This window comes from Neorhizobium sp. CSC1952 (assembly GCF_030378245.1).
Taxonomy (GTDB): Bacteria; Pseudomonadota; Alphaproteobacteria; order Rhizobiales; family Rhizobiaceae; genus Neorhizobium; species Neorhizobium oryzae_A.
In genome coordinates this window covers 4,547,666-4,570,710 of record NZ_CP128416.1, presented here as the reverse complement: position 1 = coordinate 4,570,710, position 23,045 = coordinate 4,547,666, and the positions used below count along the sequence as shown (strand labels likewise).

The 23,045-nt window shown below is 62.5% G+C and carries 21 protein-coding genes, 5 tRNA genes and 2 pseudogenes; 15 read left to right on the top strand and 13 right to left on the bottom strand.

The window, feature by feature from the left end; genetic code table 11:
- Window positions 1–4 precede the first annotated feature (4 nt).
- A complete protein-coding gene (locus tag QTA58_RS22105) occupies window positions 5–1,816 on the top strand; it encodes an ABC transporter ATP-binding protein (protein WP_289670850.1) in 1,812 nt (603 codons plus the stop codon).
- 179 nt (window positions 1,817–1,995) lie between these two features.
- Here the strand turns inward: QTA58_RS22105 and radC are convergent, their stop codons facing one another.
- Window positions 1,996–2,799: a DNA repair protein RadC gene (gene radC / locus QTA58_RS22100; protein ID WP_289670849.1), complete on the bottom strand. Its 804-nt coding sequence runs from the start codon at window positions 2,797–2,799 to the stop codon at window positions 1,996–1,998.
- Between the two features lies 1 nt (window position 2,800).
- Window positions 2,801–3,637: a type I methionyl aminopeptidase gene (map, locus tag QTA58_RS22095; RefSeq protein WP_085424192.1), complete on the bottom strand. Its 837-nt coding sequence runs from the start codon at window positions 3,635–3,637 to the stop codon at window positions 2,801–2,803.
- A gap of 178 nt (window positions 3,638–3,815) precedes the next feature.
- Between map and QTA58_RS22090 the strand changes: the two genes are divergently transcribed.
- Window positions 3,816–4,064, top strand: a complete 249-nt coding sequence (locus QTA58_RS22090; protein ID WP_289670848.1) for a type II toxin-antitoxin system Phd/YefM family antitoxin — start codon at window positions 3,816–3,818, stop codon at window positions 4,062–4,064.
- The gene (locus tag QTA58_RS22085) at window positions 4,054–4,335 is read left to right on the top strand and encodes a type II toxin-antitoxin system RelE/ParE family toxin (RefSeq protein ID WP_289670847.1); all 282 of its coding nucleotides are present in this window, start codon (window positions 4,054–4,056) and stop codon (window positions 4,333–4,335) included. The genes QTA58_RS22090 and QTA58_RS22085 overlap by 11 nt, the downstream gene beginning before the upstream one ends.
- A 267-nt stretch (window positions 4,336–4,602) precedes the next feature.
- On the opposite strand, the gene sfsA is transcribed toward QTA58_RS22085, so the two are convergent.
- Together sfsA and phaC are read right to left on the bottom strand one after the other, a co-directional pair.
- Entirely contained in the window at window positions 4,603–5,310 is a 708-nt protein-coding gene (gene sfsA / locus QTA58_RS22080) for a DNA/RNA nuclease SfsA (RefSeq protein ID WP_289670846.1), read from the bottom strand.
- 10 nt (window positions 5,311–5,320) lie between these two features.
- Window positions 5,321–7,168 carry a class I poly(R)-hydroxyalkanoic acid synthase gene (phaC, locus tag QTA58_RS22075; RefSeq protein WP_289670845.1) on the bottom strand — a complete coding sequence of 616 codons (1,848 nt, stop codon included), beginning with the start codon at window positions 7,166–7,168 and terminating at the stop codon, window positions 5,321–5,323.
- Between the two features lie 162 nt (window positions 7,169–7,330).
- Between phaC and QTA58_RS22070 the strand changes: the two genes are divergently transcribed.
- From QTA58_RS22070 to recJ, 5 genes are all read left to right on the top strand, one after another.
- The gene (locus QTA58_RS22070) at window positions 7,331–7,702 is read left to right on the top strand and encodes a hypothetical protein (protein WP_143531756.1); all 372 of its coding nucleotides are present in this window, start codon (window positions 7,331–7,333) and stop codon (window positions 7,700–7,702) included.
- A gap of 115 nt (window positions 7,703–7,817) precedes the next feature.
- Window positions 7,818–9,035: an LL-diaminopimelate aminotransferase gene (locus QTA58_RS22065; protein WP_085424196.1), complete on the top strand. Its 1,218-nt coding sequence runs from the start codon at window positions 7,818–7,820 to the stop codon at window positions 9,033–9,035.
- A gap of 62 nt (window positions 9,036–9,097) precedes the next feature.
- Window positions 9,098–10,417, top strand: coding sequence for a homoserine dehydrogenase (locus tag QTA58_RS22060; protein ID WP_289670842.1), 1,320 nt, complete (start codon window positions 9,098–9,100; stop codon window positions 10,415–10,417).
- Between the two features lie 272 nt (window positions 10,418–10,689).
- On the top strand, window positions 10,690–10,908 hold the full coding sequence (locus QTA58_RS22055; RefSeq protein ID WP_085424198.1) for a hypothetical protein: 219 nt from the start codon (window positions 10,690–10,692) through the stop codon (window positions 10,906–10,908).
- 100 nt (window positions 10,909–11,008) lie between these two features.
- Window positions 11,009–12,829, top strand: a complete 1,821-nt coding sequence (recJ, locus tag QTA58_RS22050; RefSeq protein ID WP_289673275.1) for a single-stranded-DNA-specific exonuclease RecJ — start codon at window positions 11,009–11,011, stop codon at window positions 12,827–12,829.
- A 28-nt stretch (window positions 12,830–12,857) separates the two neighbouring features.
- Here the strand turns inward: recJ and QTA58_RS22045 are convergent.
- The 5 genes from QTA58_RS22045 to gloA form a co-directional block, all read right to left on the bottom strand.
- Window positions 12,858–12,932: transfer RNA gene (locus QTA58_RS22045), tRNA-Glu, on the bottom strand.
- A gap of 57 nt (window positions 12,933–12,989) precedes the next feature.
- Window positions 12,990–13,064: transfer RNA gene (locus tag QTA58_RS22040), tRNA-Glu, on the bottom strand.
- Window positions 13,065–13,215: 151 nt separating this feature from the next.
- Window positions 13,216–13,290: transfer RNA gene (locus tag QTA58_RS22035), tRNA-Glu, on the bottom strand.
- Window positions 13,291–13,408: 118 nt separating this feature from the next.
- Window positions 13,409–13,945, bottom strand: coding sequence for a hypothetical protein (locus QTA58_RS22030; protein ID WP_289670841.1), 537 nt, complete (start codon window positions 13,943–13,945; stop codon window positions 13,409–13,411).
- A 174-nt stretch (window positions 13,946–14,119) separates the two neighbouring features.
- Window positions 14,120–14,560: a lactoylglutathione lyase gene (gene gloA, locus QTA58_RS22025; protein WP_085424201.1), complete on the bottom strand. Its 441-nt coding sequence runs from the start codon at window positions 14,558–14,560 to the stop codon at window positions 14,120–14,122.
- 197 nt (window positions 14,561–14,757) lie between these two features.
- On the opposite strand from gloA, the gene QTA58_RS22020 reads away from it, so the two are divergent.
- The 6 genes from QTA58_RS22020 to QTA58_RS21995 all read left to right on the top strand — a co-directional run bounded on the left by QTA58_RS22020 (window position 14,758) and on the right by QTA58_RS21995 (window position 17,434).
- On the top strand, window positions 14,758–15,336 hold the full coding sequence (locus tag QTA58_RS22020; protein ID WP_085424202.1) for a cold-shock protein: 579 nt from the start codon (window positions 14,758–14,760) through the stop codon (window positions 15,334–15,336).
- Complete coding sequence (locus QTA58_RS22015) at window positions 15,336–15,815, top strand: DUF192 domain-containing protein (RefSeq protein ID WP_289670840.1); 480 nt, start codon at window positions 15,336–15,338, stop codon at window positions 15,813–15,815. The genes QTA58_RS22020 and QTA58_RS22015 overlap by 1 nt, the downstream gene beginning before the upstream one ends.
- Window positions 15,816–15,910: 95 nt before the next feature.
- Window positions 15,911–15,987 (top strand) — tRNA-Pro (locus QTA58_RS22010).
- A 52-nt stretch (window positions 15,988–16,039) separates the two neighbouring features.
- Window positions 16,040–16,345: an ETC complex I subunit gene (locus tag QTA58_RS22005; protein ID WP_085424204.1), complete on the top strand. Its 306-nt coding sequence runs from the start codon at window positions 16,040–16,042 to the stop codon at window positions 16,343–16,345.
- 49 nt (window positions 16,346–16,394) lie between these two features.
- Window positions 16,395–16,471: transfer RNA gene (locus QTA58_RS22000), tRNA-Arg, on the top strand.
- A gap of 300 nt (window positions 16,472–16,771) precedes the next feature.
- Entirely contained in the window at window positions 16,772–17,434 is a 663-nt protein-coding gene (locus QTA58_RS21995) for a hypothetical protein (protein WP_289670839.1), read from the top strand.
- On the opposite strand, the pseudogene QTA58_RS21990 reads toward QTA58_RS21995, so the two are convergent.
- The 4 genes and pseudogenes from QTA58_RS21990 to QTA58_RS21975 all read right to left on the bottom strand — a co-directional run.
- Window positions 17,418–18,094 (bottom strand): annotated as a pseudogene (locus QTA58_RS21990) (amino acid ABC transporter ATP-binding protein); the annotation flags it as partial. The gene QTA58_RS21995 and the pseudogene QTA58_RS21990 overlap by 17 nt on opposite strands.
- Window positions 18,095–18,118: 24 nt before the next feature.
- Window positions 18,119–19,141, bottom strand: a pseudogene (locus tag QTA58_RS21985) (amino acid ABC transporter permease); the annotation flags it as partial.
- 6 nt (window positions 19,142–19,147) lie between these two features.
- Entirely contained in the window at window positions 19,148–20,341 is a 1,194-nt protein-coding gene (locus QTA58_RS21980; RefSeq protein WP_289670838.1) for an amino acid ABC transporter permease, read from the bottom strand.
- Between the two features lie 111 nt (window positions 20,342–20,452).
- The gene (locus QTA58_RS21975; RefSeq protein WP_289670837.1) at window positions 20,453–21,475 is read right to left on the bottom strand and encodes an amino acid ABC transporter substrate-binding protein; all 1,023 of its coding nucleotides are present in this window, start codon (window positions 21,473–21,475) and stop codon (window positions 20,453–20,455) included.
- Window positions 21,476–21,843: 368 nt separating this feature from the next.
- Here QTA58_RS21975 and QTA58_RS21970 point away from each other — a divergent pair, with 368 nt between their 5' ends.
- Entirely contained in the window at window positions 21,844–23,034 is a 1,191-nt protein-coding gene (locus tag QTA58_RS21970) for a cystathionine beta-lyase (RefSeq protein WP_289670835.1), read from the top strand.
- Window positions 23,035–23,045 lie beyond the last annotated feature (11 nt).

The window sequence follows — 23,045 nt, the reverse complement described above, 5'->3', positions numbered from 1 at the left end:
CGTCATGAGCGAAGCCCCCGTCCTTTCCGTCAGAGACCTCACGACCTCCTTCCTGGTCGACGGCGAATGGAAGAGCGTCGTGTGCGATGTCTCCTTCGACGTGCGCCCCGGCGAAACGGTCGCGATCGTCGGCGAGAGCGGTTCGGGCAAGAGCGTCACGTCGCTGTCGATCATGAGGCTCCTGGCGCCGGGCTCCAGCCGTATCGAGGGAAAGATCCTTCTCAACGGCAAGGAGCTTCTGGCGCTGTCCGAAAAGGAGATGCGGGGCGTGCGCGGCAACGACGCCTCGATGATCTTTCAGGAGCCGATGACCTCGCTGAACCCGATCTTCACCATCGGCAGGCAGATTTCCGAGGTGCTGACGCGCCACAGAGGGCTCTCGAAGCAGGATGCACGCGCCGAGACGGTGCGGCTTCTGGAAAAGGTGCGCATCCCGAACGCCTCTTCTCGCTTCGACGACTACCCGCACCAGTTCTCGGGCGGCATGCGCCAGCGCGTCATGATCGCGATGGCTCTGGCTTCCAAGCCGAAGCTTCTCATCGCCGACGAGCCCACCACCGCGCTCGATGTCACCATTCAGGGACAGATCCTCGATCTCATCAAGGTGCTGCAGGAAGAGGAGGGCATGTCGGTGCTCTTCATCACCCATGACATGGGCGTAGTCGCCGAAATCGCCGACCGCACCATCGTGATGTATCGCGGCGAGGCGGTCGAAAGCGGCCCGACCGAGGAGATTTTCCATCGCGGCAAGCATCCCTATACGCGGGCGCTTCTTTCCGCAGTGCCGAAGCTCGGCTCGATGCAAAATCGCAGATGGCCGACCCGTTTCGCGGTCGTCGACATGAAGACCGGCGAGGCGGCGGAGCCGCAGGAAGTCGCCGGCACGGTGGCGAGCGGCAGGACGCCGGTCCTGGCGGTGAAGAACCTCGTCACCCGCTTTCCGGTCCGCTCCGGCCTCTTCGCCCGGCAGACCGGCGCGGTGCATGCGGTGGAGGACATTTCCTTCGACCTCTTCCAGGGTGAGACCCTGTCACTGGTCGGTGAATCCGGCTGCGGCAAGTCGACCACCGGTCGTTCGATCATGCGGCTGATCGAACCGAGCGGCGGCGAGGTCGCGCTTGACGGCTACGACGTGCTGCGTCTCGATCAGGTCGGGTTGCGCAACATGCGCAAGACCATCCAGATGATTTTCCAGGACCCGTTTTCTTCGCTCAACCCGCGCATGACGGTAGGTGCGGCAATCGCCGAACCCTTCATCAAGCACAAGCTCGGCACCGCGAAGGAAGCAAAGGAAAAGACCGCCGATCTCTTGCGCAAGGTGGGCCTCTCGCCGGACATGGCGAGCCGTTATCCGCATGAATTCTCCGGCGGCCAGCGTCAGCGCATCGCGATCGCCCGGGCGCTCTCGCTCGATCCCAAAGTCATTGTCGCCGACGAAAGCGTCTCGGCGCTCGACGTGTCGATCAAGGCGCAGGTCTGCAACCTGCTTCTCGACCTGCAGCAGAGCCTCAATCTCGCCTTCCTGTTCATCAGCCATGACATGGCCGTGGTGGAGCGTGTGAGCCACCGCGTCGCGGTCATGTATCTCGGCGAAATCGTCGAGATCGGCCCGCGGGCGGCGGTCTTCGACAATCCGCAGCATCCCTACACGAAGAAGCTGATGGCCGCCGTTCCCGTGCCGGATCCTGCGCGCCGCGGCATCCGCCGGGGCATCTCGAACGACGAGCTGAAGAGCCCGGTCCGCCCGATGGATTACCGGCCGCCGAAGCGGGAATATCGCGAGGTTTCGGAAGGACACCTGGTGCAGGTGGCCTGATCTTCCGGAAGAACAATCTCATGTGGAATTGTCCCTTACCCTCTCCCCGTAAACGGGGAGAGGGAAGGTGCCCCGCTTGACGGGATGGGAACGGAGGCAGTGCGGCGTACCCTTCTCCCCGCTTGCGGGGAGAAGGTCCCGCAGGGGGATGAGGGGCAGCTCGATGATGCTGCTCGAAATCAGATCAGCCTGAGGCCCTTCATGCTGACATGTCCGTCCTTGCCGATGATGATGTGGTCGTGCACCGTGATGCCGAGCGGCTTGGCGGTGTCGATGATCGTTTTCGTCATGTCGATATCGGCGCGCGACGGTGTCGGATCACCACTTGGGTGGTTATGCACTAAGATAATCGCCGTGGCGGAAAGCTCCAGCGCCCGGCGCACCACCTCGCGCGGATAGACCGGCGTGTGATCGACGGTGCCGTGGCCCTGCACCTCGTCGGCGATCAGCGCGTTGCGCTTGTCCAGAAAGAGAATGCGGAACTGCTCGCGGGATTCGTAGGCCATGGCCGCGTGGCAGTAGTCGATCACGGACGACCAGGAAGAGAGCACCTGCTTGCCGCGCAGCTCGCTTTTGAGCATCCGCTGGCCGACGGTGGCGACGAGCTTCAGATCGAGCGCGACGGTCTCGCCGACGCCCTTCACCTCCTGCAGCAGCCCAGCCGGCGCGCCGAACACGCCTGCAAGCGTCCCGAAGCGATCGAGCAGAGCCTTGGCGATCGGCTTCGTGTCGCGGCGCGGGATCAGCCGGAAGAGCAGCAGTTCAAGGATCTCGTAGTCGGCAAGCCCGGTGTCGCCGTGATCGCGGTATTTGGTCCTGAGCCGCTCGCGATGGCCGTGATAATGGGCCGCCTGATCCTCCTTTGCGGGAGGTGCGGATTTCTGGATGGCTTTCGGCTTGGAGAGTTGTTCGGCGAAAAAGCCGCGCTCGTCCTCCAGAAGGGAGGCTTGTTCGTCCGGCGGCGGGGCTGGACGCTTGGTCATGTTACCTCGAAAGCGGCGGCAGGCCGGGCCGGTCGAGGCCGCCGGGCGAAAGGGTGAAAACCTCGCAGCCCGTCGCCGTGACGCCGACGGCATGCTCGTATTGCGCCGAAAGCGAGCGGTCGCGGGTGACCGCGGTCCAGCCGTCGGAGAGAACCTTCACATGCGGCTTGCCGAGATTGATCATCGGCTCGATCGTGAAGATCATGCCTTCCTTCATCTCCGGGCCTTCGTCGGCGCGGCCGTAATGCAGGATGTTCGGGGAATCGTGGAAGAGCCGGCCGACCCCATGGCCGCAGAAATCGCGCACCACCGAGCAGCGCTCGGCTTCCGCATAGGTCTGGATCGCTTCGCCGATGGCGCCGGTGCGGGCGCCCGGCTTCACGGCGGCGATGCCGCGCAGCAGGCATTCATAGGTCACTTCGAGCAGACGTTCGGCAGCGCGCTTGATCTGGCCGACGGGGTACATGCGGCTCGAATCCCCATGCCAGCCGTCGAGGATGTAGGTCACGTCGATATTGACGATATCGCCTTCGCGAAGCGGCTTGTCGTCCGGAATGCCGTGGCAGACGACGTGGTTGATCGAGGTGCAGGTGGATTTCGTATAGCCGCGATAGTTGAGCGTCGCAGGCAGCGCGCCGTGATCCATGCCGAATTCGAAGACGAAGCGGTCGATGGCATTGGTCGTAATGCCGGGCTTCACGATCGCCGCCAGTTCGTCGAGGCAGCGTGCCGTGAGCAGGCTGGCCTTGCGCATGCCCGCAAAGTCTTCCTGAGTGTAGAGCCGGATCGCGCCCGTATTCTTCGCAGGGGCGGAAACCGCCTCGATATAGTTGACCATGGTTCTTCTCTCGCAATTCCTCCGTTCATAAAGCAGGCGGCCCCGGTTCGTCCATCGGCATCAGCGATTTGTGAGCGGTTTGTGGAAATTCCTTCACTTCATGCAGCCGGATGAGACCTTTTAAGGAGCTCTTTAGAATGCTATATAAGGTTCTATTCAGAATGCGAAAGAGAGATCCATGGTCAGCGTCGTACTTGCGGAAGTTACCGCTAGCGTATCCGAACTGAAGCGCAACCCGATGGGAACCGTTGCCGCGGGTGACGGAGCCCCCGTCGCCATTCTCAACCGCAATGAGCCGGCCTTCTATTGCATTCCGGCGAAGGCCTACGAAGTCATGATGGACCGGCTGGAGGATATGGAACTCAATGCGCTGGCCGATAGCCGGGCAGGGGAAGCCATCGTCAAGGTGACGCTGGATGAGCTATGAGCTCGCCTTTCTCGATGCCGCTTTGAAGGAATGGCGGAAGCTCGACCCCAATATCCGCGACCAGTTCAGGAAGAAGCTTGCCGAGCGTCTTGAAAATCCGCGCGTACCCTCCGCACAGCTTTACGGGGCCAAGGACCGCTACAAGATCAAGTTGAGGACCGCCGGTTACCGTCTCGTCTACGAGGTTCGCGATGCTCAGTTGATCGTGCTGGTGATTGCGGTTGGCCGCAGGGACAGGAACGCAGTCTACAAGGCCGCGGGGAAGCGTTAGAGCGTTTCCTTGTTAGATTGAGGCATTCTGTTGGCTCAAACGGAGTCGGATGGTCGACCGGCTGGCGCAGGTCGTAGCCCCGCCCTACGGCCGAGCCAGCCGGTCGATCAGGCGGCCCGTTTCAGCCAACCCGCAGGGCCGGGCATCTTTCCGCCGGGATCAAAGGCGATCGGCTCGGACGTACCAAGGGGTATGCCCTTCGCCAATCGCCTTTGCCCCAATGAAAACCTGCTCCGGCAGAATGCTTCAATCTAACAAGGAAACGCTCTAGCCGAGGTCGTCGACCGGAATGAGCCCCGAAGGGGTGATTTCCTCCGGCGAAACGCGGCAGCGGACGGCATAGGCCTCGACGCCGCGGGTTTTCGCGCGCTCGAAGGCGAGCGCATAGAGCGGATCGAGATCGGAGCAGATCCTGAAATGCGAGCAGTCGTGCCGCTGGATGAGATAGATCATCACCGCCCGGTGACCGGCCTCCACCATGTCTCCGAGTTCTTCCAGATGCTTGGCGCCGCGCTTCGTGACCGTATCGGGAAACTCGGCCAATCCGGCTTCGCGCATGAAATGCACGTTCTTCACTTCCACATAGGCATCAGGCAGACCTTCGCCCGAAAGCAGAAAGTCGATGCGGGAATTGCGGCCGTAGCGCTGCTCGCGCAGGATGGTGTCGTAGCCGGTGAGGCTCGGGATCAATCCGGCGCGGATCGCTTCCTCCGCAAGCCGGTTCGGCAGGCCGGTATTGATCCCGACCATCTCGCCGTCCACCTCGACCATCTCGAACATGTGCCGGTATTTGCGGGTCGGGCTGTCGTGCAGAGACACCCATATCCTCGATCCGGGGGCGGTCAGCCCGCGCATCGAGCCGGTATTGGGGCACGAGCCGGTGAAGGGCGTGCCGTCAGCCGCGACCGCGTCGAACAGGAAGCGCTTGTAGCGCTGCAAAAGGGTTGCGGGAACGAGCGGCGGATCGAAACGCATCGATTGAAGTTCAAACGCGGGTAAGCACGTAAGTGCCGGGCGCGTCGGCAATCGCATTCAGCGCCGAGCCGCCGGGCTTGCGGGCCGGTACGCGTTCGTCGCCCTTCGCCTCGATCCAGGCATGCCAATGCGGCCACCAGGAGCCTTTGGCCTCCTCGGCTTTCTCCATCCAGTCCTCGAACTGGCCCTTGGCCTTGCCGCCGGTCCAGTACTGGTATTTCTGCTTGTCGGGCGGGTTGACGACGCCGGCGATATGGCCGGATCCGGTCAGCACGAAATCCACCGGCCCGCCGAACAGCGAAGAGCCGAGGAAAACGGATTTCGGCGGCGCGATATGGTCCTCGCGGGTGGCGAGATTGTAGACGGGGATCTTGATGTCTTTCAGCGAGATCGTCTTGCCGCCGAGCTGCATCTCGCCCTTGCTGAGATTGTTGTTGAGATAGCAGTTGCGCAGGTAATAGGCGTGATTGGCCGCCGCCATGCGCGTCGAGTCGGAGTTCCAGTAGAGCAGGTCGAAGGGCGGCGGCTCCTGACCCCTGAGGTAATTATTGACCACATAGGGCCAGATGAGCTCCGAGGCGCGCAGCATGTTGAAGGCCATCGCCATCTTCGAGCCTTCGAGATAGCCGGCCGCGTTCATCTGCTTTTCGATCGCCGCGATCTGCTCCTCGTCGACGAAGACCTTGAGGTCTCCGGCATGGGTGAAATCTACCTGGGTGGTGAGGAAGGTGGCGGACGCGATGCGGCGGTTCTTTTCCTTGGCGTGATAGGCGAGGGTGGCCGCAAGCAGCGTGCCGCCGACGCAGTATCCGATCGCGTTGACCTGGTTCTCGCCCGTCGCTTTTTCGATCGTCGTCAGCGCGAAGTCTATCCCCTCGCGCATGTAGGATTCCCAATCCTTTTTTGCATGCCGCTCGTCGGGATTGACCCAGGAGATGACGAAGACCGTATGGCCCTGGTCGACACACCACTTGATGAAGCTTTTCTGCGGGTTGAGGTCGAGGATGTAGAACTTGTTGATCCACGGCGGGACGATCATCAGCGGCCGCTTGAGCACCGTCTCGGTAGAGGGCTCGTATTGGATGACCTCGCAGACCTCGCTCTGGGCGATCACCTTGCCGGGCGTCAGCGCAAGATTGCGGCCGATCGCGAACTTGGTCGCGTCGGTGTGGCGCAGCCGCAGTTCGCCGCCGCCGGCGACGATGTCCTCGGCGAGCATCTTCATGCCCGCGACCAGGTTGGCGCCGTGAGTGGCGACCGTCTCGCGATAGACTTCCGGGTTGGTGATCGCGAAATTGACCGGCGAAAGGGCCGCCGTGATCTGCCTTACGTAGAAGGCCGCCTTGTGCCTGGTGTGTTCGTCGAGCCCCTCGGCGTCGTTGACGAGCCTCTCGGCCCAGGAGGCGGTGACGAAATAGACCTGTTTCAGAAAAGCGAAGAACGGGTTCTTCACCCAGTCCTCGTCTGAAAAACGCTTGTCCTTCGGCGCGGTTTCCTGCTCCGGCTCCATCGGTTGGCCGGAGAACCGGCTCAGGCTGCGGGCCCAGATGCCCATATAGCTGGAGAAGAGCAGCGTCTGCGCTTCCAGCGTCCGCTTCGGATCGGAAATCCAGTATTCGGTGACCTTCGAGAGCGTCTTCACGAGATCGACCATCGGATCTGCGACCGAATCGGCGATCTCGCCGCGCTCGCGGCGACCGAGCCATTCGGAAGCCGCCTTGCCGAGATTCTCGAGCGCGCGGGCGAAGTTCATGGCGAGCGCCTGCGGGTCCCTGACCATGTAGGCCTCGACCGATGTGGGGTCGAAGCCCGGAAAACCTTCCCCGGTCTGCCCCTTGTCTTCGGTCTTGTCCGCCACGCGCGGTCTCCCAATGAGTTGTCGGTGAACTGTCGTCTGTTTTCGTTTGTACATTGTGCCCGAAAGCGAATACAAGTGCCAGCGACCGGCGCTTTAAGGTGAATGCGCCGGCGCGGAAACTGGGTTACGGAAATGGAAAAACTGAGGCATCGGATCGGCAGCTTGGCGTTTTTCACCGCTTTCGGCGCGTTGCCTCTGTTGACCGGCTGCAACAGCAGCAGTTTCGCGCTGGACGACGGCATCCCGAGCACGCCTCCGCCGGCCGTCGTCGTGCAGTCCAGGGCCGCGCCGCCGCCAGGCCCGCTGGCGATCCGCAAGACAGGCGCCTACCCGACCTTCGACCCGACGCTGACGGCCGCCGCCGAGCAGATCGAGGACCAGGATTATCAGAAGACGGAGCCGCGGCTTGCGGCACTCGCCCGCGCCAGGCAGACGGGCTCGATCTCGGAAGCCGAGTATCAGCGCCGTGTCGCCGAATACCGCAGGCTTGCCGCCGAGCACGGCAACGACGCTTTGGCCGATATCGCCAGATAAAGACGTCAAATAGCGCTTGCGTTTCGGCCCGTTTGGTCGCAAAGCACAAATCGCCTAAGATGCGCCACGAAGCAGCGCAATCACGTGTGCTTCGCATCTATTTTTCGAGGGAGCCATGGAAGAGTTTCATAAAGTCCGGCGTCTGCCGCCCTACGTTTTCGAACAGGTCAACCGTTTGAAGGCGAGCGCGCGAGCGGGTGGCGCCGACATTATCGATCTCGGCATGGGCAATCCCGACCTACCGACGCCGAAGGCGATCGTCGACAAGCTGTGCGAAGTGGTGCAGGACCCGCGCACCCACCGCTATTCGTCCTCTAAGGGCATACCGGGGCTGCGCCGCGCGCAGGCCGCCTATTATGCCCGCCGGTTCGGCGTGAAGCTCAATCCCGAGACGCAGGTCGTCGCGACCCTCGGCTCCAAGGAAGGCTTCGCCAACATGGCGCAGGCGATCACCGCGCCGGGCGACGTTATTCTCTGCCCGAACCCGACCTATCCGATTCACGCCTTCGGCTTCCTGATGGCGGGCGGCGTGATCCGCTCCATGTCCGTCGAGCCCGACGAGAGCTTCTTTCCGCCGCTCGAGCGCGCGGTGAAGCACTCGATCCCGAAGCCGCTGGCGCTGATCCTCAACTACCCGTCCAATCCGACGGCGCATGTCGCCTCTCTGGATTTCTACAAGGACGTCGTGAACTTCGCCCGCAAGCACGACATCATCGTGCTGTCGGACCTCGCCTATTCGGAAATCTATTTCGAAGGCGATCCGCCGCCGTCCGTGCTGCAGGTGCCGGGTGCGATCGACGTCGCCGTCGAATTCACCTCCATGTCGAAGACCTTCTCCATGCCCGGCTGGCGCATGGGCTTTGCGGTCGGCAACGAACGGCTGATCTCGGCTTTGACGCGTGTGAAATCCTATCTGGATTACGGCGCCTTCACGCCGATCCAGGTGGCCGCCACCCATGCGTTGAACGGCGACGGTTCCGATATCGCGGAGGTCCGCAATATTTATAAGCGCCGCCGCGACGTCATGGTCGAGAGCTTCGGCAAGGCCGGTTTCGAAGTGCCGCCGCCGGCCGCGACCATGTTCGCCTGGGCGAAGATCCCGGAAAAGTTCCGCCATCTCGGCTCGCTCGAATTTTCCAAGCTGCTCGTCGAGAAGGCCGATGTCGCCGTGGCGCCGGGTATCGGCTTCGGGGAAATGGGCGATGACTACGTCCGTCTGGCGCTCGTCGAAAACGAGCACCGCATCCGCCAGGCGGCCCGCAGCATCAAGAAGTTCCTTTCGACGGCCGACGACACGATGCACAACGTGATCTCGCTCAACGCGCACCGCTGACCGGATCATATTTCGGGCGGCCCGGCCGGGCCGCCGCTTTTCAGAAGACCAGGAAGAATAGCATGGCAGACGCCCTCAAAGTCGGCATTGCGGGTCTCGGCACCGTGGGTGCCTCGCTCGTCCGGATCATCCAGACCCGCGCGAACGAACTGACCGTAACCTGCGGCCGGGCGATCGAGATCACGGCGGTCACGGCACGCGACAGGAACCGCGATCGCGGCATCGACATTTCCCGCGCGACCTGGTTCGACTCGCCGGAGAAGCTGGCGGCGGAAGCCGATATCGACGTCTTCGTGGAGCTGATGGGCGGCGCCGAGGGTGCCGCCGCCGATTCCGTGCGTGCTGCGCTCACCCGCGGTCTCCATGTGGTGACCGCCAACAAGGCGCTGCTGGCCGCTTCCGGCGTCGAGCTTGCTAGGATCGCCGAGGAAAAGGGCGCGCTCCTCAATTTCGAAGCCGCGGTCGCCGGCGGCATTCCGGTCATCAAGGCGCTCCGCGAGTCCCTGACCGGCAACACGGTGTCGCGCGTCTACGGCATCATGAACGGCACCTGCAACTACATCCTCACCCGGATGGAGAAGGAAGGCCTGTCCTTCGCCGATTGCCTGAAGGAGGCGCAGCGCCTCGGTTACGCCGAAGCCGATCCGGCCTTCGACATCGAGGGCAACGACACGGCCCACAAGCTTGCCATCCTGACGACGCTCGCCTTCGGCACGGAGATCGCCGCCGACGAGATCTATCTCGAAGGCATCACCAATATCTCGATCGAGGACATCCATGCGGCGGCCGATCTCGGCTATCGCATCAAGCTTCTGGGCGTCGCCCAGCAGACCGACAGCGGCATCGAGCAGCGCGTGCATCCGACCATGGTGCCGCATGATTCCGTGATCGCCCAGGTCGACGGCGTCACCAATGCGGTGGCGATCGAATCCGATATCCTCGGCGAGTTGCTGATGGTCGGACCCGGCGCCGGCGGCGATGCGACCGCCTCCGCCGTGCTTGGCGACATCGCCGACATCGCCAAGAGCCGTCCGGGCGCCCAGCGCGTACCCGTTCTCGGAACGCCGGCTGCAGCGCTTGCGCCCTACAAGCGCGCCCGCATGCAGAGCCACGAAGGCGGTTATTTCATCCGCCTGACGGTGGCCGACCGTACCGGCGTCTTCGCCAGCATCGCCGCGCGGATGGCGGAAAACGCGATCTCGCTCGAATCGATCGTGCAGCGCGCCAAGCCGGATGCGGGGGACACGGCAAAGACGATCATTCTCGTCACCCATGCGACGACCGAGGATTCCGTCCGCAAGGCGGTCGATGCGATCAAGCAGGAAAGCTATCTCGTCGGCGAACCGCAGGTGATCCGCATCGAGCGGCCCAAGGCTTTCTAGGTTCATCGAGAAAACGGCCGGCTCCCCGCCGGCCTCAGCTTGTTGACGAAGCTCCGCCACCTTTCCTTCGTCATGCTCGGGACAGGGCCGAGGATGACGCGAGAACTTGATGGCGGTTTGCCGGCAGCCTCCGGCCGGCTCTCCGCCGGCCTCTGGCCAGCCGGAATGGCGCATTCTGGAAAAAGCCATCATGAAGATTTCGTGACTAGCCGCGCGGGATCGTCCGGCATAGACTGACCGGTGTAATCACCACAGCGAGGGGAGGCGCTTTCGTGATCACCATGAATACGGGGAAAAAGGCCTATCGGCTGGAACTCGGCGGAACCGCCGGCAAGTCATTGGGGCCGCGGACCTTGCATCTGGTTCATGCGAACGATCAGGAAAACGGCGACGATTTCGAAGGACGGCGGAACTGGACGTTCATGCTCGTCCTGTTCGCATTGGCGGTGGCGGGGCTGAGCAGCTCGGCAGCCGTCTGGTCTCTTTTCTAACCGAACGCAAAAGCCCTGAGGATGCGGAATTTCCGGTGGGTATCCCGCCGGATGGATTCCGGTTTCGCTTCGAATCCGCTAAAAGCGGTCGATGACCAGAATGATCTCCGCGCTTTCGGCGGCGGAGGCGGTTGATCCCGTCCCGCGCGCATTCCTGAATGTTGAGCGCTCCGCAGGCGATCAACGCTGGGTCTCGCGTCTCGATCAGGCGGCGCAGAACCGTGCGCTGGCGATCGCCCAGGTGCATGGCATCCCCGATCTCGTCGCCCGCGTGCTGGCCGGCCGCGGCGTTTCGCTGGACGACGCGCCGGCCTTCCTCGATCCGATGATCCGCTCGCTGATGCCGGAGCCCTTCACGCTGACCGATTGCGAGAAGGCGGTGAGCCGGCTGGCCGATGCCATCGCGAGGCGCGAGAAGGTGGCGATCTTCGGCGATTACGACGTAGACGGGGCGGCGTCCTCGGCCTTGCTTTATCGCTTCCTCCGGCATTTCGGCGTCGAAGCGGAAATCTACATTCCCGACCGCATTTTCGAGGGATACGGCCCCAATCCGGCGGCCATCCGCCAGTTGATCGCCAACGGCGCCGGTCTGATCGTCACGGTCGATTGCGGTTCGACCAGCTTTGATGCGCTCGCGGCCGCCCGCGATGAAGGCCGCGACGTGGTCGTCATCGACCATCACCAGCTCGGGCACGAATTGCCGCCATGCCTGGCGCTCGTCAATCCCAATCGCGAGGACGACCTGTCCGGACAGGGTCATCTCTGTGCGGCCGGCGTAGTTTTCATGGTGCTCGTCGCGGCCACGCGTCATCTGCGCCAGACGGGCGACCCGCGCGCCAAATCGCTCGACCTGCTGGCCTGGCTCGACCTCGTGGCGCTCGCGACCGTCTGCGATGTCGTCCCGCTCAAGGGGCTCAATCGGGCCTATGTGGTGAAGGGCTTGCTTGCCGCACGCCACATGGGCAATGCCGGCCTTGCGGCGCTCTTCCGGAAGGCGGGGCTGGGCGGGCCGGTGACGCCTTATCATTTCGGTTTCCTCATCGGCCCGCGCATCAATGCGGGCGGGCGCATCGGCGATGCGGCGCTGGGCAGCCGGCTGCTGACGCTGGATGACCCGGTCGAAGCGGAGGAGATAGCCGGCCGGCTCGACGAGCTCAATCGCGAGCGGCAGGCGATGGAAGCCGCCATGCTCGCCGAAGCGGAAGCAGAGGTGCTGGCGGAGTACGGCACGGGCGAGGGGGCTTCGGTGATCGTCACGGCCCGCGACAACTGGCATCCCGGCATCGTCGGGCTGATCGCCGCCCGGATCAAGGAGAAGTTCAAGCGGCCGGCTTTCGCGATCGCCTTCGATCCTTCCGGCAAGGGCACCGGATCCGGCCGCTCGATCAACGGTTTCGACATGGGCCGCATGGTGCGGGCCGCCGTCGAGGCCGGCCTGCTCGTCAAGGGCGGCGGCCATGCCATGGCGGCCGGTCTGACGGTGGAGCGCGCCAATCTCGGCCGCCTGCGGGCTTTCTTCGAGGAAACGGCCGGTGAAACCGTACCGGACCTGGTCGCCAATCACGTGCTGAAGATCGACGGCGCGCTCTCCGCCTCCGGCGCGACGCTGGAGCTCTTCGATCAGCTCGAACAGGCGGGGCCCTACGGTTCCGGCCATGCCCAGCCGGTCTTCGCCATCCCCGCCCACCGGCTGAAGGATGCCCGGCTTGTCGGCACCGCGCATATCAAGGTGACGCTGGAAGCGGCCGACGGTTCGCGGCTGGACGGGATCGCCTTCCGTGCGGCGGAAACCCCGCTTGGAAACATGCTGCTGAATTCGAGGGGCGCGCAGATCCACGCCGCCGGTTGCCTCAGCGCCGACCATTGGCAGGGAAGCAGGCGAATCCAGCTCCGCCTTCTCGATGCGGCAAAAGCGGCCTGAGGCCGTCGATTCCTGTTCGAGAGGGAAGTGGTACGCCCAACGGGACTCGAACCCGTGTTACCGCCGTGAGAGGGCGGCGTCCTGACCGCTAGACGATGGGCGCCTGCTGCCGACGATCAGCACCATACTATGAAAAACATGGAATGCCAAAAGGGATGAATGGCACGCCCTAGGGGAATCGAACCCCTCTTTCCAGAATGAAAATCTGGCGTCCTAACCGATAGACGAAGGGCGCGTGCGGTGAGCGCCCTTATAGTGAGGGCGATGATTTCCCGCAAGCGCAAAACGCACTTTTTTCTCTTCGCGAACGCAAAAAATTCGCGTCCGCGAATAAAGTCCTGCGGGAGCGGATAGAGCAGCAAAAACAAAAGCTTGGAGAGGGAGGGTGGCACGCCCTAGGGGAATCGAACCCCTCTTTCCAGAATGAAAATCTGGCGTCCTAACCGATAGACGAAGGGCGCGTGCGGTGAGCGATCTTATAGAGAGGTGATTTCTTTCCCGCAAGCGTCAAAACCATCTTTTTTGCAAAAAAATGACAGGCGTTCCGCAGCCGGGTTTCGAAAGGAAAATCGCGCCGAATCAGCAGCTTATCGGAGTGCCTTGCTGGCTGTTGCCGCAAGCGGCGGCCGGCATTGCCTGCCGCGTGCTGAAGACGCTGGCGGCCGTGGCGTTGAAATTCCGCCTGGGCAGCTCGGCGGAGGCCGGAGCGATCCCGGAAGGTTCGGCGGCCGCCGGCGGGGCGGCCGAAAAGATGCTGCCGCTGCCGGCGCGGACATTGGTCGGCTGGGTCGCCAGCCCGGCGATGGAAGCCGGCTGCTCGGGCGCGGGCGGAAAAGCGTCCGCGGGCGGCGGAGCGTTGGCAGCCGGCGCCTGCGCCAGCCGCGGTTCGGAAGCTTTCGAGATGACCGGATCGATATAGCGATTGGAGGCGGTCGTCCCGCCTTTGGCGAGAATGCCCCTGGCGCTTGCCGGCTTCGCAGGCTGTGATGGTGCCGCTTCGGCCGCGGCGTCCGCGGTTTTCCTGGTGGTGCTGCAACCGCAGAGCATCACGGCGGAAAGGCAGGCAATCGCCAGCGTCAGGCGGATGTTGGACGGATGAGAAAGCGTTTTCGGCAAGGGATGCCCCGTCAGCTCGTATCGCCGGCGTCATGCCGCGAATCATGCCGAAAGCATCTCGCGGGAGAACGGTGGGGACAAGCTGCCGATGCCCGCGGATCCTGGGTGACGCCAGCCTGGGGCAAGCTTGCGCCGAGGCGGGTGCGGCGACCTCGGGCCGCCGCACGGATGATTTTACCAGGAGCCGGTATTCGGCATGGAAGCCCAGGGTTCGGCGACCGGCAGGTTCTCGCCCTTCTGGAGGAGTTCGATCGAAATGCCGTCGGGAGATTTGATGAAGGCCATGCGGCCCTCGCGCGGCGGACGGTTGATGGTGATGCCGTTGTCCTGGAGATGCTGACAAAAGTCGTAGATGTTGTCGACCTCATAGGCAAGGTGACCGAAATTGCGTCCGCCCGTATAATCCTCCGTGTCCCAGTTGTAGGTGAGCTCGACGCAGGGAGCGAGGTTTTCGCGTGCGGCCTTGAGGTCGTCGCGGGCGGCGAGGAAGACCAGCGTGAAGCGGCCCTTCTCGTTTTCGCTGCGGCGGATTTCCTCGAGCCCGAAAACGGTGGTGTAGAAATGAAGCGACGCGTCCAGGTCTTTCACCCGGACCATGGTATGAAGATAACGCATTGTGATGTCTCCCTCCGGTGGATACCGGTTCGGATATGGCGCAGACGCCAGCTTGGAGCAAGCTACCTCAGATAGAGATGAAGGTGGATAAAGCCAAAGCGGGGACTTGCGCTGGACGGTTAGCGGGATGTTAATCTATCCTCTGGGAATCAGTTGAACCGTCACGTCGTAACGCGTAATCGAGGGGCCGGCAGGATATGGCAGACAGGATGTCATCGAAGGGCGTTGCCAGTTTCGAGGAGCTCTCGGGCGAACCGGTTGAGCTGATTGAGATTACCGGCGTCGTTAAGTGGTTCGATGTGGCGAAAGGTTTCGGCTTCATCGTGCCCGACAACGGTATGCAGGACGTTCTTCTGCATGTGACCTGCCTGCGCCGCGACGGCTACCAGACTATTCTCGAAGGCACGCGGATCGTGGCCGTGGTGCAGAAGCGGGATCGCGGTTACCAGGCTTTCCGTATCCTTTCCATGGATCAGTCGACCGCCGTCCATCCGTCGCAGCTTCCGCCGGTGCGCACTCACGTACAAGTGACCGCCACCAGCGGCCTGGAACGGGCCCTGGTGAAATGGTTCAACCGCACCAAGGGCTTCGGTTTCCTGACGCGGGGTGAGGGGACCGAGGACATCTTCGTGCATATGGAGACGCTGCGGCGTTTCGGCCTCACCGAACTGCGCCCCGGCCAGGTCGTGCTGGTCCGTTACGGACCCGGCGAGAAGGGGCTGATGGCCGCGGAGATCCATCCCGACAGCCCCAATCCCGTAAGCCGGTCGCACTGATGCGCATCTCGTTCTCGATGATTGTCAAAAGCGCCCTTGCGGCGCTTTTTCTGCTTCTGGCCGGTGCCGCGGGGGCGCAGCAGCAGGTGATCTTCCCGCGCGACGAGCTTTCGATCAGGACCGCCGGCGGCGAGACCCACAGGTTCTCGATCGAGCTGGCGCTGACCGACGCCCAGCGGCAGCAGGGTCTGATGTACCGCAAGGAGATGGCGCCGGATCACGGCATGCTGTTCGATTTCGGGGACGTGCGCCGGGTTTCCATGTGGATGGAAAACACCGTCCTGCCCCTCGACATGCTGTTCATCCAGGCCGACGGCACGATTTCCCATATCAGGGAGAACGCGGTGCCTTTCTCGCGGGACATCATCGATTCGCAAGGGCCGGTGAAATTCGTGCTGGAGATCAATGCCGGCAGGGCGAAGGCGCTCGGCATCGGGGTGGGCGACAGGGTGATCGGCAAACGGATCGGCAATCGGTAGCTGTCCCGGATTTCTTTTGGGTGCGAGGCCGAAAGGTCGCCATTTTGGAGTTGCGGCACAAAAAGGAACCGTGTATCTCGCAACCGACGTAGGAACGGAGTGTAGCGCAGTCTGGTAGCGCATCTGGTTTGGGACCAGAGGGTCGGGAGTTCGAATCTCTCCACTCCGACCACGCTTTCCAGGCAAAGCTATACGGACGTTCCATTCCATGGAGCGTTACAGAAATGCCCGCGAAGATCTATCGTCCCGCAAAGACCGCCATGCAGTCCGGCAAGGCCAAGACCCATCTCTGGGTGCTGGAGTTCGACCAGGAACAGCCGCGCCGCATCGACCCGATCCTCGGCTATACCTCTTCCGGCGACATGAAGCAGCAGCTTCGGTTGACCTTCGAGACCCGGGAGCAGGCGGAGGCCTATGCCAAGCGCGAGGGCATCGAGTACCGGGTGATCGAGCCGAAGGAATCGGCGCGCCAGGTCGTCTCCTATACGGACAATTTCCGCTTCAACCGCATCCAGCCCTGGACGCATTGAAGACATCGATTTTCCGCGGCCCGGCGCAAGTATGCCGGGCGCTGCATCCGGCCCCTTAGCTCAACTGGATAGAGCAGCTGCCTTCTAAGCAGCAGGTCGTAGGTTCGAGTCCTACAGGGGTCGCCACTCTCACTTTTGTCCGACCCTTATCATCGTACCGCTTCGCTCCTGCGTTCGGCCGGCACGGGCAACTGTTGCTGCATTGCGTCAGAAAGCGAGCAAGCAAAGGCGATATCCGCAAATTTTTCGTATTGTGGCTTTGGATGTGCCGCATTCGTTCATATACTATTCATGTTCGCTTCGGAACGCATTCGAGGCGGCGATTCATGCAGCCGGAGCTGCTTCCATATATTTTAAGTGACAGGCAGCCATATGCCTGCATCCCGAGCGTACCAAAATGCTTATTGGCCTGAGCGGGGATTATCCATGAACATCAAGACTTTTGCCGCAGGTTTCGCGGCGTTGACCGTCACGGTTCTGCTGAACGCCCAGCCCGTGCTCGCGGACGACAAGCCGCTGATCTGGCAGCCTTCCAAAGGCTCCGACACCAGCTATTCCGTCAAGCTCGGCCTGAAGCTGCCGACACGGCTCGAGCCGGAGGCGGGCGTCTCCATGGGCGTGAACACGACGAAAAGCGGTACGCCGGTCGACACGCCCATCAAATTCTGGAGCAGCTTCACCGCCACGAAGATACAGACGCCGGCCTATGAGGCGAACCGCGATATCGGTTTCGATCTCGACGGCAACAACGGCAATGCCGCCATTACGATGAACTATTACGAAAAGCACGTCGCCACGCCGACGATCGATATCGAGAGGCGGAGCAGTTACGTGATGCGCTACGATGGTACGGCCGGTGACTGGTGTGGCGTCGACACCACCCAATCGATCCGCCTGTCGCATTCGCCGAGCCGCACGGCCGTGATCGCACGCGCCTCCGGCGGCAACGGGTTCAAGGTGGTCGGCGCCGGGCTGGGGGTCGAGAAGAATTTCGGCAGGAACCTGACCATCAGCGGCGCGCTCGACAAGACATCGGGCTCGCCCGATCCGATAGCGGGCGTGAAGGCGCGTTATTCCGGATCTGGCTGAGGAAGAGTTTCGTGCGCTCGTGCTGCGGATTGTCGAAGAATTCCGCCGGCGAATTCTGCTCGACGATCTCTCCGCGGTCCATGAAGATGACGCGATCGGCTACCTGCCGGGCGAAGCCCATTTCGTGGGTCACGCAGAGCATGGTCATGCCTTCTTCCGCGAGGTCGATCATCGTATCGAGCACTTCCTTGACCATTTCCGGGTCGAGCGCCGAGGTCGGCTCGTCGAACAGCATGATCTTCGGCCGCATGCAGAGCGCGCGGGCGATCGCCACGCGCTGCTGCTGACCGCCGGAGAGCTGGCCCGGATATTTGTCCGCCTGCTCGGGATCTTGACGCGGGCGAGATAATGCATGGCGATCTCTTCCGCCTGCTTCTTCGGCATCTTGCGGACCCAGATCGGCGCCAGCGTGCAGTTTTCCAGGATGGTCAGGTGCGGGAAGAGGTTGAACTGCTGGAACACCATGCCGACTTCGCGGCGCACTTCGTCGATCTTCTTCAGGTCGTTGGTGAGCTCGATGCCGTCGACGATGATCGAGCCGGACTGATGCTCTTCCAGACGGTTGATGCAGCGGATCATCGTCGACTTGCCGGAGCCGGACGGGCCGGCGATGACGATGCGCTCGCCGCGCATGACCTTGAGATTGATGTCGCGCAGCACGTGGAAATCGCCGTACCACTTGTTGTCGGTGAAATTGAGCCGCACGATGCCGAGCAGGTCGAACATGCCGATGATCGAAACGAGCGACGTGTCCTTGAAGAGGCCGATGAAGGTGTTGACGATGCCCGGAATGACGAGCTTGATCGCCTGCGGCAGTATGATCAGCCGCATTTTCTGCCAGTAGCTCAGGCCGAGGGAATCGGCGCCCTCGGACTGGCCTTTCGGGATTGCCTGCAGGCCGCCGCGGATGACTTCCGCCATATAGGCGGACGCGAAGATCGCCACCCCGACCAGCGCGCGCAGGAAGTTGTCGATCGTCCAGCCGGTCGGCAGGAAGAGCGGCAGCATCACGTTCGCCATGAAGAGGACGCTGATCAGCGGCACGCCGCGGATGATCTCGATGAAGCCGACGCAGAGCGTGCGGATCACCGGCATGTGCGATCGGCGTCCGAGCGCGAGCAGGATGCCGACGGGAAGCGACACGGCGATGCCGACGAAGGAGAGGACGAGGGTCACCATCAGTCCGCCCCAGAGCGGCGTTTCCACTTCGTCGAGGCCGAAGGCGCCGCCATGCAGCAGGAAGAAAGCGACGACCGGGAAAACGACGAAGAAGAGCAGGGCGTTGAGGCCCTTGCGCGGCACTTTCGGGATCAGCAGCGGTGCGAGCAATGCCACGAACAGGATCGCGACGAGGATCGGCCGCCAGCGTTCGTCCAGCGGATAGCGGCCGAACATGAACTGCTGGAAGCGGTCGCCGATAAAGGCCCAGCAGGCGCCTTTCCAGCCGTCGGGCTGCACGCCGCCCTGCGCGATGGTCGTGCAGGCGGAGCGGTCGGCACCGGACCAGACGGCGTCGAAGAACAGCCATTGCAGCATGCCCGGCACCGTCCAGAGAAGGAGGGCGATGGCGATGATCGTCAGGGCCGTGTCCTTCGGCGTCGCGAGCAGATTGGCGCGAACCCAGCCGGAGACGGTGCTGGTGCTGAGCGGGGCGGGCGCCGGCGCCAGCATCTCGGTGCGGACATAGGCGAGGTTTTTCGTATCCATGGGACCTTACCTTTCCACCAGCGCCATCTTGGCGTTGAACCAGTTCATGAACAGCGATGTCGCGATGCTGATCGCCAGATAGACGGTCAGCATGATGGAGATCGCCTCCACCGCCTGGCCGGTCTGGTTCAGCGTCGTGCTGGTCGTGGAAAAGAGCTCGGGAAAACCGATCGCAACGCCGAGCGAGGAGTTCTTCGTCAGGTTGAGATACTGGCTGGTGAGCGGCGGAATGATGATGCGCATCGCCTGCGGCACCACCACGAGCCGGGTCGTCTGGGCAGGCTGCATGCCGAGAGCGAAGGAGGCCTCCGACTGGCCCTTCGGAACGCCGCGTATGCCGGCGCGGATGACTTCGGCGATGAAGGAGGCCGTGTAAAGCGAAAGCGCGAGATAGAGCGCCACGAATTCGGGAAGGATGCGCGCGCCGCCCGTCAGGTTGAAGCGTCCCGCGATCGGATAATCGAAGGTGAGAGGCGAGCCCGCCACGAAGAAGGCGAGGATGGGAAGGCCGACGATGAGGCCTATGCCGGTCCAGATCGTGTGGAACTGCTTGCCTGTCGCCGCCTGTCGCTGTTTCGCCCACCGGGCCACACCGATGGTGACGATGATGCCGACGAGGAAGGCCGCCGGAATCAGCCAGGCGCCTTCGCCCCAGATCGGTTTCGGAAAGGCGAGGCCGCGATTGTTCAAGAAGACGTTGAACGGAAGCGCAAGCGAATCCCGGACCTGGGGAAGGGAGTCGAGCACGCCCTTGTACCAGAAGAAGATGATGAGCAGCACCGGAATGTTGCGGAAGATCTCCACATAGAGGGTGCAGAGCTTGGCGATCAGCCAGTTCTTCGAAAGGCGGCCGATGCCGACGACGAACCCGACGATGGTGGCCGTGATGATGCCAAGAACGGCGACCAGGACCGTATTGATGAAGCCGACGACGATGGCGCGGCCATAGGTGGAGTCGCTGGTATAGGAAATGAGCGACTGGCCGATATCGAAACCGGCGCGTCCCCTCAAGAAACCGTAGCCGGAGGCGGTGCCGGAACGGGCGAGGTTTGCAGCGGTATTGTCGAAGATCCACCAGCCGAGGACGACGACGATGAGGAGCGTGAGAACCTGGAAAAAAATACCCCGGTATCTGGGGTCGTAAACGTAGGACCTGAGGGTCCGTGCCTCGGAAGGCGCCATTGCAGCGTGATCTGTCATGCTGGCCTTTCCCCGTGACCTTGTTTTTAAGGTCTTCTTCTTTTTATGGGTTTTTGTTTTTATGGGAGATAAGGCGGCTTATGCCGCCTTATCTGGTCTCGGCCGTGCCGATCAGCGGACCGGCGGTGCGTATTGCAGGCCGCCCTTGGACCACAGGGCGTTCAGGCCGCGCTGGATCTTGAGGGGCGTGTTGGCGCCGATATTGCGCTCGAACACTTCGCCGTAATTGCCGACGCCCTTGACGATGTTGTAGGCCCAGTCATTGGTGAGGCCGAGGTCCGTGCCGATCTTGGTGTCGGCTTCGACGCCCAGGAAGCGGCGGATGTCCGGGTTGGTCGAGTTCTTCATCTCGTCGACATTGGCCTGGGTGATGCCGAATTCTTCGGCCTGGACGAGGGCATAGCCCGCCCACGTGACGATGTCGAACCACTGGTCGTCGCCCTGGCGGACGGCCGGGCCGAGCGGCTCCTTGGAGATGATTTCCGGAAGGATGATGTGTTCGTCCGGGTTGGAAAGCGACAGGCGCAGCGAATAGAGGCCCGACTGGTCGGTCGTGTAGACGTCGCAGCGGCCGGCCTGGTAGGCGGCGTTCACCTCTTCGAGCTTTTCGAAGACGACCGGGTTGTACTGCAGGTTGTTCGCCTTGAAGTAGTCGGCGAGGTTGAGTTCGGTCGTGGTGCCGGACTGGACGCAGACGGCGGCGCCCGAGAGTTCGAGAGCCGAATTGACGTTGAGGCTCTTCGGAACCATGAAGCCCTGGCCGTCGTAATAGTTGACGTAACGGAAGTTCAGGCCGAGAGCCGTGTCGCGGCTGATCGTCCAGGTCGTGTTGCGGGCGAGCAGGTCGATTTCACCCGACTGCAGCGCCGTGAAGCGGACCTGCGCGGTGGTCGGCGTGTACTTCACCTTGCTCGGATCGCCGAAGATGGCGGCAGCGACCGCGCGGCAATAATCGACGTCGAAGCCGGTCCAGTTGCCGCCCGAATCCGGTGCGGCAAAGCCGGCAAGACCCGTGTTGACGCCGCACTGGATGAAACCTTTGGACTTCACGTTGTCCAGAGTGGCAGCCGATGCAGCCGATGCAAACCCCAGAACCGCTGCGCCAATCGCGGCTGACAGAAGCGTCTTTTTCATTTTCCCAACCTTATCTCTTGGTTTTGTGTGATTTGATGACACCGGGCCGCTCCCCTGTTTTCTCTGAATACGGCCGGTCGCCCGCCAACCCTCCCGTTGCGGGTACGTGCTATCTCATTCGCAAAACAACGCAGGGTCAAGTGTCGCCTTTTCGAATTGCGTCAAAAATGAGGTAAATTCCTCGTCACAGCCCGGAAATTCATCAGGCACCTAAAGTTTGGGCAGGTTGTGATCAAAACATCAGCTTTTTCCGCAGGATAGAAGGTCGCCTGATGTCTTTGCCATAGCGGCGCGCCGCCGGGGTTGACCGGGAGGCATCGGGACGGCAAAACTCCTGTCCACCACTGCCAATGAAAGCTTTCCCCGATATGAAGAAGAAGAACGAATCCCTGTTCGCCGGCGCCGGTCCGAACACGCGCCTTGCCCATATGGGCCATGACCCTTCCGGTTACCACGGCTTCGTCAATCCGCCGGTCGTGCACGCTTCGACGGTGCTGTTCCCCGATTCCGAAACGATGGAGAAGCGGGCCCAGAAATATACCTACGGCACGCGCGCGACGCCGACCACGGAGGCGCTCTGCAATGCCTTCGACGAACTGGAAGGCTCCGCGGGCACCATTCTCGTTCCGTCGGGGCTTGCGGCGATCACGGTGCCGTTTCTCGCCTATCTTTCGGCCGGCGACCATGCGCTGATCGTCGATTCCGTCTACACGCCGTGCCGCAATTTCTGCAACACGATGCTGACGCGGCTGGGCGTGGAGGTGGACTATTACGATCCGGAGATCGGCGCCGGCATCGAGGCGCTGATCAAGCCGAACACCAGGCTCGTCCATACCGAGGCGCCGGGCTCCAACACCTTCGAGATGCAGGATATAAGGGCGATCGCCGACGTGGCGCACAGGCACGACTGCGTCGTCACCATGGACAATACCTGGGCGACGCCGCTCTATTTCCGGCCGCTCGATTTCGGCGTCGACGTGTCGATCCATGCGACGACCAAATATCCGTCCGGTCATTCCGACATCATCATGGGGTCCGTCTCGGCGAACGCCAAGCACTGGCCCCGGCTTGAAGAATCCCGCATCACGCTCGGCATTTGCGGCGCGCCGGACGATTCCTATCTCATCCTGCGCGGCCTGCGCACCATGGGCGTGCGGCTCGAACATCACCAGAAGAGCGCGCTCGAGATCGCCAGGTGGCTGGAGACCCGCGACGATGTCGCCCGCGTCCTGCATCCGGCGCTGCCGAGCTTCCCAGGCCATGAGATCTGGAAGCGCGACTTCAAGGGCGCGAGCGGCATCTTCTCCTTCGTGCTGAAGGCGGAAGACGGCAAGGCAAGGGCGAAGGCGCATGCCTTCCTGGATGCGCTGTCTTTCTTCGGCCTCGGTTATTCCTGGGGCGGCTATGAAAGCCTCGCGGTGAACGTCAACCTGTCGGACCGCACAATCCGCAAGGCGCCGCCGGAAGGGCCGGTCATCCGCCTGCAGATCGGCCTCGAAGACGCTGCCGATCTCAGGAAGGACCTGGAAGCCGGCTTCGCGGCCGCGGCCGAGGTGTGATCGAAGCGCGC

Coding starts and splice junctions, on each gene's coding strand:
- QTA58_RS22105 (WP_289670850.1), top strand. CDS start 5: ATGAGCGAAGCCCCCGTCCTTTCCGTCAGAGACCTCACGACCTCCTTC.
- radC (WP_289670849.1), bottom strand. CDS start 2,799: ATGACCAAGCGTCCAGCCCCGCCGCCGGACGAACAAGCCTCCCTTCTG.
- map (WP_085424192.1), bottom strand. CDS start 3,637: ATGGTCAACTATATCGAGGCGGTTTCCGCCCCTGCGAAGAATACGGGC.
- QTA58_RS22090 (WP_289670848.1), top strand. CDS start 3,816: ATGGTCAGCGTCGTACTTGCGGAAGTTACCGCTAGCGTATCCGAACTG.
- QTA58_RS22085 (WP_289670847.1), top strand. CDS start 4,054: ATGAGCTATGAGCTCGCCTTTCTCGATGCCGCTTTGAAGGAATGGCGG.
- sfsA (WP_289670846.1), bottom strand. CDS start 5,310: ATGCGTTTCGATCCGCCGCTCGTTCCCGCAACCCTTTTGCAGCGCTAC.
- QTA58_RS22065 (WP_085424196.1), top strand. CDS start 7,818: ATGGAAGAGTTTCATAAAGTCCGGCGTCTGCCGCCCTACGTTTTCGAA.
- QTA58_RS22060 (WP_289670842.1), top strand. CDS start 9,098: ATGGCAGACGCCCTCAAAGTCGGCATTGCGGGTCTCGGCACCGTGGGT.
- recJ (WP_289673275.1), top strand. CDS start 11,009: ATGATCTCCGCGCTTTCGGCGGCGGAGGCGGTTGATCCCGTCCCGCGC.
- gloA (WP_085424201.1), bottom strand. CDS start 14,560: ATGCGTTATCTTCATACCATGGTCCGGGTGAAAGACCTGGACGCGTCG.
- QTA58_RS22020 (WP_085424202.1), top strand. CDS start 14,758: ATGGCAGACAGGATGTCATCGAAGGGCGTTGCCAGTTTCGAGGAGCTC.
- QTA58_RS22015 (WP_289670840.1), top strand. CDS start 15,336: ATGCGCATCTCGTTCTCGATGATTGTCAAAAGCGCCCTTGCGGCGCTT.
- QTA58_RS22005 (WP_085424204.1), top strand. CDS start 16,040: ATGCCCGCGAAGATCTATCGTCCCGCAAAGACCGCCATGCAGTCCGGC.
- QTA58_RS21995 (WP_289670839.1), top strand. CDS start 16,772: ATGAACATCAAGACTTTTGCCGCAGGTTTCGCGGCGTTGACCGTCACG.
- QTA58_RS21980 (WP_289670838.1), bottom strand. CDS start 20,341: ATGACAGATCACGCTGCAATGGCGCCTTCCGAGGCACGGACCCTCAGG.
- QTA58_RS21975 (WP_289670837.1), bottom strand. CDS start 21,475: ATGAAAAAGACGCTTCTGTCAGCCGCGATTGGCGCAGCGGTTCTGGGG.
- QTA58_RS21970 (WP_289670835.1), top strand. CDS start 21,844: ATGAAGAAGAAGAACGAATCCCTGTTCGCCGGCGCCGGTCCGAACACG.